Here is a 15,869-nt window from a genome sequence, read left to right on the forward strand (position 1 = left end):
AGACGCAAAGGGTCAGCGGGCCTGAAGCCCGCGAAGAAGGGTGGTGATGGCCGCCGTCAGCTCGGCGGTGAAGTCCACTCGCAGGGGCGCCATGTGCGGCAGCGTCAGCACCTCGCGCGCCACGGGCGCGATGTCCGCCATCTGCCGCAGGCCTGTCACCAGCGCGTGCACGTAGCGGATGAGCTGGCCCGCCGTCTCCGGCGTGAGGAAGGGCAGCCGCGCCTGGAGCAGCGCCGACGTCGTCGCCATGGCCACCAGCACGCGCTCCTTGAACGCCCGCGCCTGCGCCACGGTCACGTTCTGCTCCAGCACCGTCTGCGCCAGCGCCAGGAGCCGCGTGAAGGTCTCCTCGCCCTCCAGCGATTCGGCCACCGTGCGCGCCAACTGGTGGCCCGTCCACGTGCCGTCCTTGGCCATGCGCCCGTTCAGCTTCGCGAACCACGCGGTGAGCAGGTCGTCCAGGAGCGCCAGGAACAGCGCCTCCTTCGTCGGGAAGTAGAGGAACACCGTCCCCTTCGCCAGGCCCGTGCGCGCCGCGACGTCCGCCATCTTCACCTCGGCGAACGACGTGGCCTCGAACAGCGCTCGCGCCGCGTCCAGCAGCTCCCGCCGCCGCGCTTCCTTGTCCTCGTCCCGCCGCGCCCGCAGTGGAACGACCCGCTTCGCGGCCAGTGCTCCTGCCATGACCCGGAGTTAAATGACCGCCGGTCACCGGTCAAGCTGGCGCCTGGGTCTCCTTCCACCGCAGGACGTTCGCGAGGGGAAGGGAATGGTTTCGTGTAATCCAGTGTGCGACGCTGGGTGACATGATGAGACCCATCGACGCGGAGCTGCTGTCGGGGAGCGCGCTGTACCAGGAGGTGGTGCTGCGCAAGCTGGCCCACGCGCGCGAGTCGGTGTGGATGGCCACCGCCAACGTGAAGGCCATGTACGTGGAGCGCTCGAAGGGGGCCTTCGTTCCGCTCCTGGAGGTGCTGGATGGGCTGGCCGCCCGGGGCGTGGCGCTGCGGCTGTTACATGCGGAGCTGCCCAGCCGGCCGTTCCGGGCCGCGTTCGACGCGCGCTCCCGGCTGGTGAAGGGGGGCCTGGAGCTGAAGGTGTGCCCGCGCGTCCACTTCAAGGCGGTGGTGGTGGACGGCGCCTGGGTCTACCTGGGGAGCGCCAACCTCACCGGCGCGGGCCTGGGCGCCAAGGGCGACGACGTCCGCAACTTCGAGATGGGCTTCGTGACGGAGGACTTCGACACCATCGACCGGACCACCGCCCTCTTCGAGGCCGTGTGGACCGGCGCCGAGTGCCGGGGATGTCGACTTCGCGCGGTGTGTCCTGACCCCATCTTGCCCTCCGGCGGCGGACAGGCGAAGAAACGGGGACGGGACGCGGTGCGTTTGGGGAAGTCCCGCCGGCTGCGACGTCCACGGGAGGACTCGACATGACGCTGTACTTCGCGCCGCGCCGCGCGGCCCGGCGGACCGGGCCGGGGTGACGTCTCCAACCTCCAGCGCGTGGGACGACGCGAACGCGGATGCCCGGGCCCGCCGGCGGGTCCGGCGCCGCACGTATTGGTGGTGCGCGCTGATCATCGCGCTGGGCTCGCTGGCGCACCCATTGGTCCTGGGGGGCTTTCGCGCGGATTACCTCCTGGTGAACCTGGGTTGGACCGTGTCGTTCCTCGTGCTGGGGACCGCGGTCGGCGCGGGGTGGCTGCGCCCTCCGTTCAGCGGCATCACGGCGGGCGTCGTCAGCCTGACCTCGCTCGCCGTGTGCATCCAGCTCACCGGAGGCCTGTCCAGCCCGCTGTTCCCGTCGTTCTACACGGTGCCCCTCTTCGTCGCCGTCTTCGTCCCGGGCCAGCGGCTGCCGGTGTGGTCCGCCATGGCCGGCACGTTGGTGGCGGTGCTGCTGATGATGTGGCTGGCGCACGCGCCCTGGATGGCGTTCGTCAGCCAGTGCATCAGCCTCCTCTTCGTGTTCGCGGTGTCCGCGCACGGCGCGGAGGCCTTCCGCAAGCTGCGCGCGGCCGAGCGCAACGCGCACCTGGAGCGCGTCGAGGCCCTGCGCCAGCTGGCGGAGAGCGAGTCGCGCCGCGTGCGCGTGGAGCGCCAGCGCGCGGAGGTGGAGCGGCTGGTGGTGGTGGGGCAGCTGGCCGCGGGCGTGGCCCATGAGGTGAACAACCCGCTCGCGTACGTGAAGTCGAACCTGCACTACCTCCAGGAGGAATGGGCGCACGGCTCGCCCGATGACCTGGAGGACGTGCTGCGCGTGCTGGACGAGACGCAGCAGGGCGTGCTGCGCATCCAGCAGATCGTCACCGACCTGCGCCTGTTCTCGCGTGAGGCCCCCGACGAGCTGGAGTCCTGCGACGTCGCGCAGGCGCTGGCCGAGGCGCAGCGGCTGGCCTCGGTGCGCCTGCGCAGCCTGGGCGTGGTGGAGCGCGACGTCGCACAGGGGCTCTCCCCCGCGCGCGTCACGGCCCGCCACCTGGTGCAGGTGCTGGTGAACCTGCTGCTCAACTCCGCGGACGCACTGGAGGCCGCCCGCTCCAGCAAGCCCGCGCACGTGATACTGCGCGCGCGCATGGAAGACGGCCGCGTGCGGGTGGAGGTGGAGGACAACGGGCCGGGCATCCCCGAGGCCGCGCTGTCGCGCCTCTTCGAGCCCTTCTTCACCACGAAGCCGCCCGGCAAGGGCACCGGCCTGGGCCTGGCGCTCTGCCGCGACTACGTGGCGCGCGCGGGCGGAACCCTGGACGCGGAGAACCGCGCCGAAGGCGGTGCGCGCTTCATCCTCCGGCTGCCCGTCGCCGGAGCTGCATCCCCCCCTGTCCACCGCGAAGCACCGGCGCCCGTGGACGCGAACGCGGAGCCCGCGGCCGAGTAGCCCCCTTCAGCGCTTCATCGCTCCAGCGCGTGCGCCACCTGACCCAACAGGCGCAGGCGCGGGGAGTCCAGCTTGCGCACCGTGCGCAGCAGGCGGCGCACTTCCGGACGCTCACGGTACTCCGGCGGATCCTCCGCCACCTGCGGCGCGCCGTCCTCCGTCACCGCCGCCGTCGCGCTCAGCCCGAGCAGCACGTCCGACGAGCAGCTCAGCACGAGGCACAGCTTCCGCAACGTCCGCACGCTGGGCAGCATGTGCCCGCGCTCCAGCCGCCCGTACACCTCGGTGGCGATGCCAACGCGCTCGGCGACATCGGCCTGCGTCAGCTCCAGCCGCTGCCGGGCCACTCGCACCGCGTTTCCAATAAGGGTTGCCAGTCGTTGTTCCATGGCGTGGAAAACCTGTCGAAAGAGGAGCTTCTCCCCCCGCTTTTCAGACGGAGAGGTACCGGGGAGAAGTCGCTGCCTTGCGTGACCTCGTGAGACACAGATTAAGAGTGGGGTCTGACATCTCCGGGCGTTCGGACAGGGCCCGCAAACCCTCGACAATCCGCCGTTTCCGCCGTTCCCACGCGCGCGTCTGGCAAGGCTTCCCGGGTGTTTTTTCTTGCGCGTCACGCGCGCCGAACCGGGGTGGTAGGCGGGCACGCTTCCGCCCCTCCCAAGACGTCACGGGAAGGCCTTGAGAGGTCGCCCGACGTGCCAGGTTGCTTCGTGCGATTCGCGACGACTTCGCGGGTCCGGGGAGACCGCGCGCTTCCGGCGGAAGGGGCCGGAAGCGGGGCTCGACACCCGGGTTGCTTCAGTGCTGCTTCAGGATTCGGACGGCAGCGCGGCGCGGGCCTCGGAGTACTCGCGCACCATGCGTTCGACGACGGTGGCGGCGGGCAGCACGTCCTTCACGAAGGCCACGCCCTGGCCCGCGCTCCAGGTGTCCTTCCACGCCTTGCCCTGGCCCGTGCGGAAGCGCTCCAGCGCGCTCTTGATGAAGTTGCCGTGCACGCCGGTGACCTCCTTCGTGTACTCCAGGTCCTCGGGGCCTGAGTCCACCAGCGCCTGCTTGTAGTCGGGCGCGGCGCCGGCCTCTTCCGTGGCCAGGAAGCGCGTGCCCACGTACGCGCCATCCATGCCCAGCGCGAGCGTGGCGGCCAGGTGGCGCCCCGTGGACAGCGCGCCCGCGAGCACCACCGGCACGCCCAACTCCGCCTTGAGCCACGGGCCCAGCACCATGGGGCTCAGGTTGCCCGCGTGACCGCCCGCGCCGCTGCCCACCGCGACGAGCGCATCCACGCCGGCCTTCACGGCCTTCTCCGCGTGGCGCAGCGAAATCACGTCGCTCCACACCTTGCCGCCGTACGCGTGCACGCGCTCCACGATGGGCGTGGGGTCACCCAGGCTGGTGATGACCAGCGGCACCTTGCGCTCCACCGTCGCGGCCACGTCCTCCTCCAGGCGCTCGGCCCACTTGAGGATGAGGTTCACGCCGAAGGGCACGTCCTTCGGGAACGTGTTCAGGAAGTCCCGGTACGCCTGCGCGGTGCGGTAGTTCAGCGACGGCACCGCCCCGATGGCGCCCGCGCGTCCGGCGGCCTCCAGCAGCGCCGCGTTGGACACCAGGAACATGGGAGCGGCGATGATGGGATAGCGAATGCCCAACATCCGGGTGACCGCGGTATCGATGCGCGAAGGGGCCATGCGCGCATTGGAGCATGCGTGCGCGCGAGCGCGAGGCCGAAAAATCGGCCCGGGCGGCGTTGTCAATCACAGCGTGCCCCAGCAGGGGAAAACCCCTGGTGTTTCCGTGGTTTACGTAGCACGTAGGGCTGACATAAGGTGCCTGCCCCGGCGGCGAGCCGGGAAACCGGGGAGTCCCTTCGGTGAAGCGAACCGGGGAGCGCCGCCGAGCGCCTTCGCGGGGAGGCGAGAGCCAGTCGTGAGTGACGAGCGTCCGGACGCGCTGCTCAAGAGCGCACTCGAAAAGATCGTCTACTTCGAGGCCCGTGCGCAGCAGTTGCATGGCGAGCTGGCGTCCACGCGCGACGAGCTTTCGCACCTCAAGGAGGACCTGTCGGAGCGGCACCAGCGTGAGCTGGACCTGCGCCGGGAGGTGGCCTCGATGGAGGTGAAGAGCGCCCGCGCGCAGGCCGAGCGCGAGGAGCTGTCCCGGCTCAACCACGCGCTGCGGCTGGAGCGCGACCAGCTGATGGCGAAGCTGCTGGACGCGAGCCGGATCCACTCCTCCGGGCAGTCGCGCGCCATGGCTTCGGACGATGACGACGAGCTGGGGTTCGACCTGGCGTCGTTCATCTCCCAGCTGCGCAGCGAGGTGATCCTCCGCGGGGACGTGCCGGCGATGCGCGCGCCCTTCAACGGGCCGGCGGTGCCGCTGAAGTCCTCCGATCCGAATGTGCCGTGGGCGGAGCGCCCCGCGCCAGCCATTCCGCCCCGGGCTTCGACGGTGTCGTCGGCCGCGGCGGAGTCGGGGCTGTCGCCGGTGGCGCGCGAGGCTCAGCGGCTGCAGAGCGAGGGCCGCCTGCGGGTGAGCCCGGAGCAGATGGCGGAGCTGTCCGGGCATACGGGCAGCACCACGGACGAGACGCTGTTCGGGTTCTCCGTGCGGGAGCTGTCGGCGGCGGACGCGGCGGCGCGGGTGCGGGCGGCGGAGCGGCTGAAGGCGCTGGCGCATCCGGCGGCGGCGCCCGCGCTGGCGGCGGCGCTGCACGCGGAGACGGACGCGACGGCGCAGGTGGCGCTGGTGCAGGCGTTCGCGGGGCTGTGCCGGGAGGAGGGCGCGTCGGTGGTGTCGCCGCTCCTGTCGTCGCCGGTGCCTGAGGTGCGCATCGCGGCGTTGAAGGCGCTGCTGGTGCTGGCCCCGAATGACGCGGCGCCGCACCTGGCGCAGGCGATGAAGGATTCGGACCGGTCGGTGCGCCGGCGCGCGTCGCTGTTGGCCCTGGGGTTGGAGGGGGAGACGGCGCGGCGGCTGGGCGAGGACGCGATCCACGACACGGATCCGGAGGTCCGCGCGCTTGCGGCGCTGGCGCTGGGCGCGGGCCGGGGCGAGAACGCTCGGATGCTGCTGCTGGGCGCGCTGGACGACGGCGAGGCGCGCGTGCGCAAGGCGGCGGCGCAGAGCCTGTCGCGCATCCTGGGACATGACGTGTCCGCGGTGGTCGCGCTGGATGATGCGCACCGGCGCCGGGAGATCCGCCGGCTGGCGACGCTGCCCGTGAAGCCCGTGCGCGCGACGCTGGAAGTGAAGCCCGTGCGCGCGGCCCCCGTGGTCGCGGAGATGGCGCAGCCCGTGGCGGTGAATGCCGTGCAGCCCGTGGCGGTGGCGCAGGTGCCGCCGGTGGCCGTGATGGGCGCGCCGCAGGTGAGTGCCCCGGTCGCGGCGCAGCCCCTCCCTTCGATTCCCGCGCACGCCGCCGTGCCGGTGTCGCTCGCGGATGTCGCCGCGAATACCTCGCAGTGGACCGCCACTCCGATGGCCACCCCCGCGCTCGCGGTCGCCACCGTGGGGGCGGCCCGCTCCGCCCCGGTCGCGATGCACGCCGCAGCTCCGGCGCCCGCCCGGGTCGCGAACGGTGGTCCCGTTTCCTTCGCTTCGGGTCCTGCCGCGCCGCCGTCGCGCCCGGTAGCCCCCGTTCCTCCCGCCGCGCCCGTGCAGCCCGCCGTGCGGCGGACGCCCGTGCAGGCCGCGCTGGTCGCCATGGGCGCGCCTCCTCCGGCCCGGGCTCCGGCGCCTGCCGCCCAGCCGCCGGTTCCTCCCAAGCGCGGACCGTCTCCCGTGGAAGCGCTGTGTGGGGCGATGTTGCAGGAGGTGCGGGTCGCCGTTCGCGGACGCTCGCTTGCCGAGCTGACGTCCGGGCTGTCCGCTCCGGCGGAGCTGGCCCAGGAGGCTGTTGCCCTGCTGGTGGCCCGAGGGGCCATCGTGCGAAGGGGGCACAAATACTTCGCCGCTTGAGGCAAGGTGCAACCCGCCCAGGCCTCACACGTCATCCGAAGGGTCGTTCATGGAAGCGCCGACGTACAGCTCGAAGCAGGTAGCCGAGATGCTCGGCGTGACTCCGAAGTCCATCCCCACGGAGCTGCGCAAGGACGCCTACGGCCCGGAAGACGTGTGGGAGCTGCGCACGACGCTCAACAAGTTCCCGCCCACCGCGGGCCTGCGCCGGCAGCTCTTCCTCAACTTCAAGGGCGGCACCGGCAAGACGTCCCTGTCCACGTCCTACGCGTGGCGCCTGGCGGAGCTGGGCTACGCCGTCCTCCTCATCGACCTGGACAGCCAGGGCCACGCCACCAAGTGCCTGGGCTACGAGGGCGAGGACTTCGAGAAGACGCTGCTGGACGTGCTCGTCCGCAAGACGCCGCTCGCGCAGGTCGTGCAGAAGTCCACCCTGCCCAACCTGGACTTCATCCCGTCCAACCTGAGCATGTCCACGGTGGACCTGGCGCTGATGCCCATGGCCGGCCGTGAGTTCAAGCTGCGCAACGCGCTCAAGGACGTGGAGGCGCAGTACGACTTCATCGTCTTCGACGCGCCGCCGTCCTTCGGCCTGCTCAACCTGAACGCGCTGATGGCCGCGAACGACCTGTTCGTGCCGGTGCTCGCGGACTTCCTGTCCTTCCACGGCCTCAAGCTGCTGTTCGAAACGGTGCAGAGCCTGGAGGAGGACCTCAACCACGTGCTGGACCACGTGTTCATCGTGGTGAACTCCTTCAACGCCACCTTCAAGCTGGCGAAGGAGGCGCTGGAGGCGCTCCAGACGCACTACCCCGAGTACCTGCTGCCCACCATCATCCGGCAGTGCACCAAGTTCGCGCAGGCCTCCAGCGAGGGCCGCCCGGTGTTCGTGGCGGACCCCACGTCCAAGGGCGCCAACGACATCCAGGCCATGCTGGACAACGTGCTGCCTCGCCTGGTGGCCGCGCACGCCGCGGCGGTGAAGGCCGGCACCGCGACGAAAGCCGGCTGAGATTTCCCCATGAAGAAAGCCTTCGAACAGAACGTGTCCCGCGCGAAGCCGCGCCTCCGCCTGGGGGCGCTGACGGGTGCCCTCGACCCGGCCGACCCCACGGGGACCGCCGCCGCCGCGGAGCCCACCACGCCGGAAGCGACCGCGCCCGTCGCGGAGTCGCCGGACCTGTCCTCCGAGGTGCGCTCGCGCATCGAGCGCCGCGCCGGCCCGCGTCCCACCGCCGCCGAGGCGATGGAGGCCGCGCTGAACGCACCGCCCAGGCACACCGCGCCGCCCGCCGCCGCGCAGGGGCTGCCGGCGGTGACGGCGCCCTCGTTCTCGCCGGTGTCCCACGCGCTGTCCGCGCTGGTGTCCCCGGAGGCTCACCGCGAAGAGGAAGAGGCCGCGCCCGCGCCGTGGCTGGACTCGGACTCGCAGGAGACCGCGCCCGGTTGGAACGTGGCGCAGGAGACCGCGCCCGAGGAGTCCGTCTGGGACGCGGAAGCCGTGCCGCCGGTGTCGCACCGCGAAGTGGCGGAAGCCGTCGCCGCGTCCGCGTGGAACGTGTCCGTCGCGCAGCAGCGGGAGTCCGCGGTCGAGGCCTTCGGTCAGGAGCCCCTGGGCGCCGAGCCGACGCCCACGCACGTGGAGCCGCCCCCGCCCGCCGCCGCGCGCTGGGATGCGCTGACGGCGCGTCCGGAAGCCGCCACGCATGTGGACCCGACGCGCGTGGCGCCCCTGGCCCACTCCGTGACGCACACGGAAGCGCTGCGCACCGACGTGGCCCGCGTGGAGCACCCGGCTCCGGTTGTTCCGCGTGCAGAAGCCGTCCCCGCGCCGGTGCCTCCCCAGGCGGAAGCCCCTCGCGCCGACACTCGGGGTGCGCCAGTCACCTTCGCCTCGCCGCCCCCGGCGATGGCGCAGGCGGAAGCCCCCCGGGGCATGCCGGCCACGTTCGCGGGCCCGCCTCCCGGAGTACAGTTCGATGGACGGATGGGCGTTCAGGCCCTCCGCATGCCTTCCGAGGCCGAGCCCATGACGACGTACGTTGCCGTCCAGGCCTCCACCGTCACCACCACCGAAACGGTGGCCCGACAGGAAGCCGCGCCCGCCCCCGTCGAGGTGCAGACGCCCGCGCCTCCCCGCGAGGACGACTCCGAATCCCGCCGCGAGAAGCTCAAGGCCCGCCTCAAGGCCGTGCGCGAGAACCCGCGCCCGGAGCCGCTGCCCGCCACCGTCGCGGAAGCCGGCCAGCGCGCCGTGGAGCGCATCACCCACCTCCAGGCGGAGCTCACCAAGGTCAAGGCGGCCAACCTCACGCTGACCCAGGACCTCGAGGTCGCCCGCCGCCAGGCGGAAAAGGCCACCGAGGAGGCCCGCCTCCGCATGGACGAGGCCCGCCGCCTGTCCGCGGAGATGGAGGGCCGCGTGAAGCTGCTCGCCGACCTGGAACGCGAACTGGCCTCCCTGGAAGGCGAGCGCGACGAAGCGCTCCTGTCCCTCCAGGAGTCCCGTCAGGCCCTCCAGGCCGCCGCGAAGGAGCACGAGTCCCTGGAGCAGGTCGTGACCAAGGGCAAGCTGGCCCTGGCCGACAGCCTGGCGGAAGAGGAGCGCCTCGCCGTGGAGCTGGAAGGCGCCAAGGACGAGTCCTCCTCCCTGCGCCGCGCCGTGGAGACGCTGCAGGGCGAGCGCGACGTGCTGGCCCAGCAGGTCGCGTCCCTCACCGCCGAGCGCGCCGAGCTGCTGGAGGCGCGCAAGGCCCTGGAGTCCGTGCACCGTGCCTTGAGCCAGGCCACGGTGCGCTGAAGGACTTCGCCTACTTCGCGTCCTTCGCCACGCCCGTGGACTTCTTCACGGGCCCCACGACGGCGAAGGCCGCGGGCAGGGCCGGCCGCTGGAGCGACGCGACGTCCACCCGCGCGAGCGGATCCGCGTTGTTCCGCCGCGCCTCGACGAGCCTGGAAATCTGCTCCCTGCGGTCCTTCGCGCTGGGGTGGTTCGCCAGGAGTCCGCCGCCCCCGGTCGTCTTGCCGAGCAACAGCGAATACTCCCCCGGGTCGTAGCCCGCGGACAGCAGCAGCTCCACCGCGAGCGCGTCCGCCGCCAGCTCCTCGTCGCGGCGGTTGCCCTTGCCGAAGGCGTCCACGGTGCCTTCGACCATCTTCCCCATCAGGCCCGTGTCCGAGTCCAGGTCCAGCCGGCCGTCCGCCCGGCTCGCGCCCACCACCTTCGAGGCCACCGTGGACACCACGGCGCCCGTCACCGCGGCGCCCTTGCACGTGCTCACCTTCACGGAGACGTACTGGTGCAGCGCGTGCTTGAGCACGATGTGGGCAACCTCATGCGCCAGCACGCCCGCGAGCTGCGCCTCGTTGTCCACGCCCTGGAGCAACCGGCGCGTGACGAACACGTAGCCACCGGGCGCGGACAGGGCGTTGAAGTTCTCCGCGTCCTTGAGCACGCCGAACGTCCAGCTCAGCTCCGGCCGAGGGGACTGCATCGCCAGGTTGCGGCCCACCGTGTTGACGTAGGCGTTCAGCTTCTCCTCCGCCGCGCCTGACAGCATCAGCCCGCCGCTCTGCTGCGCCCAGTGGATGGCCAGCGCGCTGCCCAGCGCGTACTCCTCCTGGATGGCCGGCTCCACCTTCAGCTTGTCGCAGGACTCCACCTTCTCCGCCGCGGTCGCCAGCCGGTTCGCGTCCTCGCCCAGGTTCGCGGCCCTCAGGCCCTTCGCCATCTGGGCACAGGACGTGAGGCACAGCCCCAGGCCCGCCACCGCCAGCAATCCCATGCGCGAGCGCATCACTTCACCGCCTTCTTCGCCTGGGGGCCCAGCTTCGTGTTGGGCGCCACGACCGGGAACAGCCCGGCCTGCTTCACGTGCGCGTCGATCTCCACGGGCGTGACCTTGAGGGCCAGGGCCTCCAGCGCCTTGATTTGCGACACCGCGACCGCGTAGTCGCCGCCCTTCTCCTTGCCGTACTTCTCCGCGCCGGGGCTCAGCGCCTTCACCGCCGCGCCGCTGGACACAAAGGAGGCTGTATCGATGCCGCGCGTCTTGCCGTCCTTGGACACCAGCTCCATGTCGGGCGGCTTCGTGGACAGGTTCGTCTGGAACACGTAGCCGGCCTTGCCTCCGGGCTCCGTCACCTGGTGCCACTGCGTGTTCTTCGGGTCCGCGCCCTTCCACGTCACCTGCTGCCCGGGCTGGAGCACCGCCACCACGTCCGCCGTGGGCACCGCGCTCTTGAGCACGCGGGTGTTGCGCGCCTTCACGTAGAGCTTCTCGTCCTTCTTCACTGCCCACGCGGCCGTCGCCGGCAGTCCCAGCGCCAGCAGCACGACGCCCCAGGTCCATCGTCTCATCGTCATCCTCCCCAACCTGATACGCCGTCACTTCTCCAGATTCGCGACGCCATCGAACTTCTCCGGGGGCGCCTCCAGGTATTCGAGGCAGCGCTCCAGCAGCTTCGCCGTGGGCCCGTCCTCCGGCGACCGCGCGGCCTCCGCCTCCAGCACCTTCACGGCCTCCGCGAAGCGGGCCTCACGGTACAGCCCCAGGGCCTCGTGGTAGCGCGCCACCGTGTGACGGGTGGACGCGTCCAGCTGGCCCTTGAGCGCGAGCAGCTCGTACACCGTGACGGCCTCCGTCTTGCCTGCCACCCGCACCCGGTCCAGCTCGCGCACCTCGATGTGCTCGTGCGCCAGTTCGTATGTGCGTGGGCCAATCATGATGACCGACCCGTAGGCCTTGTTCGCGCCCTCCAGGCGCGCGGCCAGGTTCATGCCGTCGCCAATGGCCGTGTAGCTGAAGAGCTGGTCGCTGCCGAAGTTGCCCACGAAGTTCACCGCGCTGTTCACGCCGATGCGCGTGTACACGTCCGGGAAACCCTTCTCGCGGAAGTCCACGCGCAGCACCTCCACGGCAGCCTTCGCCGCCAGGGCGCCCCGGCACGCTCGCACGGCGTGGTCCTCCTGGGCCATGGGCGCGCCGAAGAGGCACACCACCGCGTCGCCGATGTACTTGTCCAGGCAACCGCCCTCGCGCAGCAGCGCCCCGCTCACCGTCGTGAGGTACGTGTTGAGGATGCGCACCAGCTGGCGCGGGTCCTCCTTGAAGCGCTCGCTGAAGGTGGAGAAGCCGCGGATGTCGCTGAAGAACGCGGTGATCTCCTTGTTCTCCCCATCCAGGCGCGGCAGCTGCCGTGAGCGGATCATCTGCTCCACCAGCTTCGGCTCCATGAAGCGGTGGAACGCCTGCCGGATGAACTGGGTCTCGCGGTTGGCCACCAGGTGGTTGAACGCCAGCGCCGCCACGCTCGCGCCCACGCCCGCCAGCGCGGGCATCGCCATCAGCACGTGCGTGTGCGCCGTCTTGAGCAGCAGGCCCGTGAGCACGTGCAGCCCCAGAATCAGCGCCACCGGCCAGGCCACTTCCAGCGGTGTCCAGCGCGCCGTCATCAGCAGCACCACGGACACCAGCGCCACGAAGAACGTCAGCCCCAGGTCCACGGCCAGCGGCGCGCGGGTGATGAACGTGCCCGACAGCAGCGTGTCCACCACCGTGGCCTGCTTCACCAGCCCGGGCTCCGCGGCGGAGAAGGGCGTGGCCTTGATGTCGTTGAGGCCCACCGCCGTGCCTCCGATGACGACGACCTTGTCCTGGAAGATGTCCGCGGCCAGGTCCAGCTTTTCGCCCTTGGATCGGTGGATCCAGTCGTTCAGCACGTCGAAGAGGCTCACCGCCACGAAGCGTTTTTCCAGCGGACCGCCGTAGTCCAGCGCCGCGCTGCCGTCCGGGTCCACGTGCCACGTGTGCTCACCCAGGCGGAGGGTGCGGCCGGAGAACACGACCTCCTTCGCGCCCAGCAGGTCCGCCATCATGCGCACGGGCAGCGTCACGTAGGTATTGGTGCCGTCCGTGTACGCGAAGCGCGTGCGGCGCATGGAGCCATCTCCATCCGCCTCCATATCCACCAGTCCGACCCCGTTCACCGCGCTGACCAGCGCGGGTGTCGGAGGCACCGGGTAGCGGGGCTTCGGTGGCGGCTTCGATGGCATCTGCCCAATCCTGGGCAACGGCTCCCCCTCCGCCCGACGCGCGGGGAAGGCGAGTGCCCGCGCCAGGGCTCCGGGCGTCAGCACAGGCGTGGCCGGAGCGGGTGCTTCCTTGAACTCCTCCTCTTCGGGGAAGGAGTCGTCTTCTGGAGGGCTGGCGGCGGGAGCGGCCTCGGGAACGGTCAGCGGCACGGGGGCCTGGAGGTCCGCGTGGACGATCCGCTTCGCCGACTCGCTGGTCGACATGCCCAGGTAGAAGGGGAGGCCTGTCTCACGCAGCACCTGCGCGAAGCCCAGGTCCACGGACTCGTCGGCCGTCCGCTCGTCCATCACCGCGTCGAACAGCACGGCCCTGGCTCCTTGGGCCTTCAGCTCCTGCGCGATGCTCGCCCACAGCGTGCGCGTGTACGGCCAGTTGCCGAAATTTATCTGGAGCTGCGCGTTCTGGCTGATTTCATCGATGGAGTCCTGGTCGATGGCCACCACGACCACCTGCTTGGACTCTTTCCGGCCACCGGTGAACCGGACCAGGGCTTCGTCGTAGGCGATGTGCTCCGTGCTCTCGAGCACCTTCGCCTCCTCGCACGCCCACGCGATGAGTGTGGCTGCCAGCGCGATGCCCAGCATCGCGCGTCCGTGATGGCGCCAGCGCTCCTGGATCAGCTTCCACGTCTCACCCGCCACGGACCCTCCCCACGAGGTCGATGGCGAGACGCTACTCCGGGAGATGCCCCCTCGGCACGTGCGGGGCAGGACGGAACTGCACCTTCATCCAGGAGGACCCAGAGAGGCCCGCGAAGCAGGAGACCCGGCGAGCCGTCGCAGTCCCTGGAGGCCTGCGGGCGACGGCTGCCCGTCTGTTGCCGACGGCGCGTGGCCCACAACCTTCAACTCCATGGGACCCGAGGCGGTGACCTTCATCGCCCGCGTTTCAATGCCCTGTCCCTGCCCTGAAGGAGTCACCCCGTGGCCCTGGACCTGTTCAAAGAAAAAGGCGTCCCCGTGGAGCGCCAGGCCTTCACCTGGAAGGACCTCGTGCGGCGGCCCTACAGCAAGATGGACGACGACGCGTTCACCCGGACGCGCGTCATCCTGATGAACGGCATCGAAGCGGATGCCCTGCGCATGAAACACATCTTCGCGCGGCTCAGCCTGGAGCTGCGTCCGCACCTGGCGCTGGTGCGCCGCGCCGAGCACCACCAGCAGACGCTGGTGAACTGGCTCACGCCGCCGGACCAGAAGGTCATCGAGACCACGCTCGGCTTCGAGCAGCTCGCCATTGAAGTCACCGCCAGCGTGGCCATCCACGAGCCCGACCCGTATCTGGCCCAGACGTACCGGTTCGGGATGCTGGAGGACTTCGACCACCTGTACCGCTACTCCGCGCTCTACGACCGGCTGGAGGGGCAGGACCCCAACAACATCACCCAGTCCTATACGGACATCATTCCGGGCCGCCCCACGTCCGTGGAGCACCGCCATCCGCTGGACGACCTGCGCCGCCCGTATGACCGCAAGGCCGCGGATCCGCTGTCCAAGCTGCACGCGATGACCATCACCGCGTCCGAGTTCCAGACGCACGACTACTACATGACCGTGGGCCCCACGTTCACGGACCCCGTCGCGCGGCAGCTCTACGCGGAGATCGCCTCCATCGAGGAGCAGCACGTCACCCAGTACGGCTCGCTGATGGACCCCGGCGAGTCCCTGCTGGAGAAGTGGATGCTCCACGAGGCCATGGAGGTCTACAACTACCACTCGTGCCTCGCGTACGAGACGAACCCGCGCATCAAGGAGGTGTGGCAGCGGTTCGTGGACTACGAACTGGGACACCTCCACTACGTGATGGAGCTGTTCAAGAGCCTGGAGCAGCGTGACCCCGCGGAGGTGCTGCCCCGCACGCTCCCGGAGCCCATCGCGTTCAAGGAGCACCGCGAGTTCGTGCGCAAGGTCCTCTCGCAGGAGGTGGACATGCGCTCCGACGGCACCGAATACGTGGACAAGTCGCAGCTGCCTCCGGACCACCGCACGCTCGTGTACCAGGCGCAGCTGAACTCGGAAGGGTCGCCCTCGGAGACGGCGGCGGCTGGATACAAATGGAGGCCGGGCACGGAGCTCGCCGCGAAGGCGGAGCGCATGGGCTCGGTGCTGGAAGGCAGGAGGCTGCAATGAGCAAGGACACCCTCGCCGACGTGGGGATGAACCGCACCGGCATCAAGACGTCACCCGTGGACAGCAAGGACATCATCGCGGAAGCGGAGCGCGCGGAGCCCAGCAGCCCGGGTGACGCGAGGGCCATCGCGGAGGTGCGCAAGCAGTACATGCGCGAGGCTGGTGACGGCCTGGGCCGCGTCCCGCCGCCCGCGAGCCTCAAGGGCATGGCGAAGACCGCGGTGGACATGCTCAAGGGCGGCAAGCCCACCGTGCTCATCGACAAGCTGGGCGAACGGCTCGCCTTCGAGCGCACCGGCGTCCGGCTCTACGAGGGCGCGCTCTCCAAGCTGGAGGTCTTCGGCAGCTGGGAGGGAGGTCCGTCGCGCGAGCTGCTCATGAAGATCCTCGATGATGAGCTGAGCCACTTCGCGCTGCTGACGGAGGCGCTGGAGAAGCTGGGCGCGGACCCCACGGCGATGACGCCGTCAGCGGACCTCACCTCGGTCATCTCCATGGGCGTGCCCGCGGCCATCTCCGACCCGCGCACCAACCTGCGGCAGGCCACTCAGGCGCTGCTGGTGGCGGAGTTGACGGACAACGCGAGCTGGGAGCTGCTCATCGACCTGGCGCGCGGCCTGGGCCATGACACGCTCGCGGACCGCTTCACGTTGGCGCTGGACGCGGAGGCCGAGCACCTGGCGCTGGTGAAGGGCTGGCTCGCGTCAGGCGTGGCCACGGAGGCGCGTGCCCCCATGGACTCCGCGTCCGTCCCCGCGCAGCCCTGAGGCCAGCCGGGCAGGCAGGCGGACATGGCAGG

General features: G+C 70.7%; 13 protein-coding genes. 7 read left to right on the forward strand and 6 right to left on the reverse strand.

Going from position 1 to position 15,869, the window contains the following annotated elements; all coding sequences use genetic code 11:
• Positions 1–12 precede the first annotated feature (12 nt).
• Positions 13–684 carry a TetR/AcrR family transcriptional regulator gene (locus tag GTZ93_RS02085; RefSeq protein ID WP_139915744.1) on the reverse strand — a complete coding sequence of 224 codons (672 nt, stop codon included), beginning with the start codon at positions 682–684 and terminating at the stop codon, positions 13–15.
• A gap of 125 nt (positions 685–809) precedes the next feature.
• On the opposite strand from GTZ93_RS02085, the gene GTZ93_RS02090 reads away from it, so the two are divergent.
• A complete protein-coding gene (locus GTZ93_RS02090) occupies positions 810–1,436 on the forward strand; it encodes a phospholipase D-like domain-containing protein (protein ID WP_120574727.1) in 627 nt (208 codons plus the stop codon).
• Between the two features lie 46 nt (positions 1,437–1,482).
• On the forward strand, positions 1,483–2,880 hold the full coding sequence (locus GTZ93_RS02095; protein ID WP_139915745.1) for a sensor histidine kinase: 1,398 nt from the start codon (positions 1,483–1,485) through the stop codon (positions 2,878–2,880).
• Positions 2,881–2,894: 14 nt separating this feature from the next.
• Here the strand turns inward: GTZ93_RS02095 and GTZ93_RS02100 are convergent, their stop codons facing one another.
• The gene (locus GTZ93_RS02100; RefSeq protein WP_120574700.1) at positions 2,895–3,269 is read right to left on the reverse strand and encodes a helix-turn-helix transcriptional regulator; all 375 of its coding nucleotides are present in this window, start codon (positions 3,267–3,269) and stop codon (positions 2,895–2,897) included.
• Positions 3,270–3,692: 423 nt separating this feature from the next.
• Complete coding sequence (locus tag GTZ93_RS02105) at positions 3,693–4,574, reverse strand: NAD(P)H-dependent flavin oxidoreductase (protein ID WP_139915746.1); 882 nt, start codon at positions 4,572–4,574, stop codon at positions 3,693–3,695.
• 238 nt (positions 4,575–4,812) lie between these two features.
• Here GTZ93_RS02105 and GTZ93_RS02110 point away from each other — a divergent pair, with 238 nt between their 5' ends.
• Genes GTZ93_RS02110 through GTZ93_RS42575 form a run of 3 tightly spaced genes read left to right on the forward strand, consistent with a single transcriptional unit; the run spans position 4,813 to position 9,646 of the window.
• Positions 4,813–6,846, forward strand: coding sequence for a HEAT repeat domain-containing protein (locus GTZ93_RS02110; protein WP_139915747.1), 2,034 nt, complete (start codon positions 4,813–4,815; stop codon positions 6,844–6,846).
• Between the two features lie 49 nt (positions 6,847–6,895).
• Complete coding sequence (locus GTZ93_RS02115) at positions 6,896–7,858, forward strand: ParA family protein (RefSeq protein ID WP_139915748.1); 963 nt, start codon at positions 6,896–6,898, stop codon at positions 7,856–7,858.
• A gap of 9 nt (positions 7,859–7,867) precedes the next feature.
• Entirely contained in the window at positions 7,868–9,646 is a 1,779-nt protein-coding gene (locus GTZ93_RS42575; RefSeq protein ID WP_257978978.1) for a hypothetical protein, read from the forward strand.
• Between the two features lie 10 nt (positions 9,647–9,656).
• On the opposite strand, the gene GTZ93_RS02130 is transcribed toward GTZ93_RS42575, so the two are convergent.
• Genes GTZ93_RS02130 through GTZ93_RS02140 form a run of 3 tightly spaced genes read right to left on the reverse strand, consistent with a single transcriptional unit; the run spans position 9,657 to position 13,582 of the window.
• Entirely contained in the window at positions 9,657–10,643 is a 987-nt protein-coding gene (locus GTZ93_RS02130) for a M48 family metalloprotease (RefSeq protein WP_257978979.1), read from the reverse strand.
• Complete coding sequence (locus tag GTZ93_RS02135; protein ID WP_139915749.1) at positions 10,643–11,206, reverse strand: SH3 domain-containing protein; 564 nt, start codon at positions 11,204–11,206, stop codon at positions 10,643–10,645. The genes GTZ93_RS02130 and GTZ93_RS02135 overlap by 1 nt, the downstream gene beginning before the upstream one ends.
• Before the next feature lie 27 nt (positions 11,207–11,233).
• Positions 11,234–13,582 carry a CHASE2 domain-containing protein gene (locus GTZ93_RS02140; protein WP_139915750.1) on the reverse strand — a complete coding sequence of 783 codons (2,349 nt, stop codon included), beginning with the start codon at positions 13,580–13,582 and terminating at the stop codon, positions 11,234–11,236.
• 282 nt (positions 13,583–13,864) lie between these two features.
• Between GTZ93_RS02140 and GTZ93_RS02145 the strand changes: the two genes are divergently transcribed.
• Both GTZ93_RS02145 and GTZ93_RS02150 read left to right on the forward strand, forming a co-directional pair.
• Positions 13,865–15,070 (forward strand): hypothetical protein, encoded by a 1,206-nt coding sequence (locus GTZ93_RS02145; RefSeq protein ID WP_126933078.1) that lies wholly within the window; start codon positions 13,865–13,867, stop codon positions 15,068–15,070.
• A complete protein-coding gene (locus GTZ93_RS02150; RefSeq protein ID WP_139915751.1) occupies positions 15,067–15,837 on the forward strand; it encodes a ferritin-like domain-containing protein in 771 nt (256 codons plus the stop codon). The genes GTZ93_RS02145 and GTZ93_RS02150 overlap by 4 nt, the downstream gene beginning before the upstream one ends.
• Positions 15,838–15,869: the final 32 nt, after the last annotated feature.

The sequence above is a fragment of the Corallococcus exiguus genome (assembly GCF_009909105.1).
Taxonomy (GTDB): Bacteria; Myxococcota; Myxococcia; order Myxococcales; family Myxococcaceae; genus Corallococcus; species Corallococcus exiguus.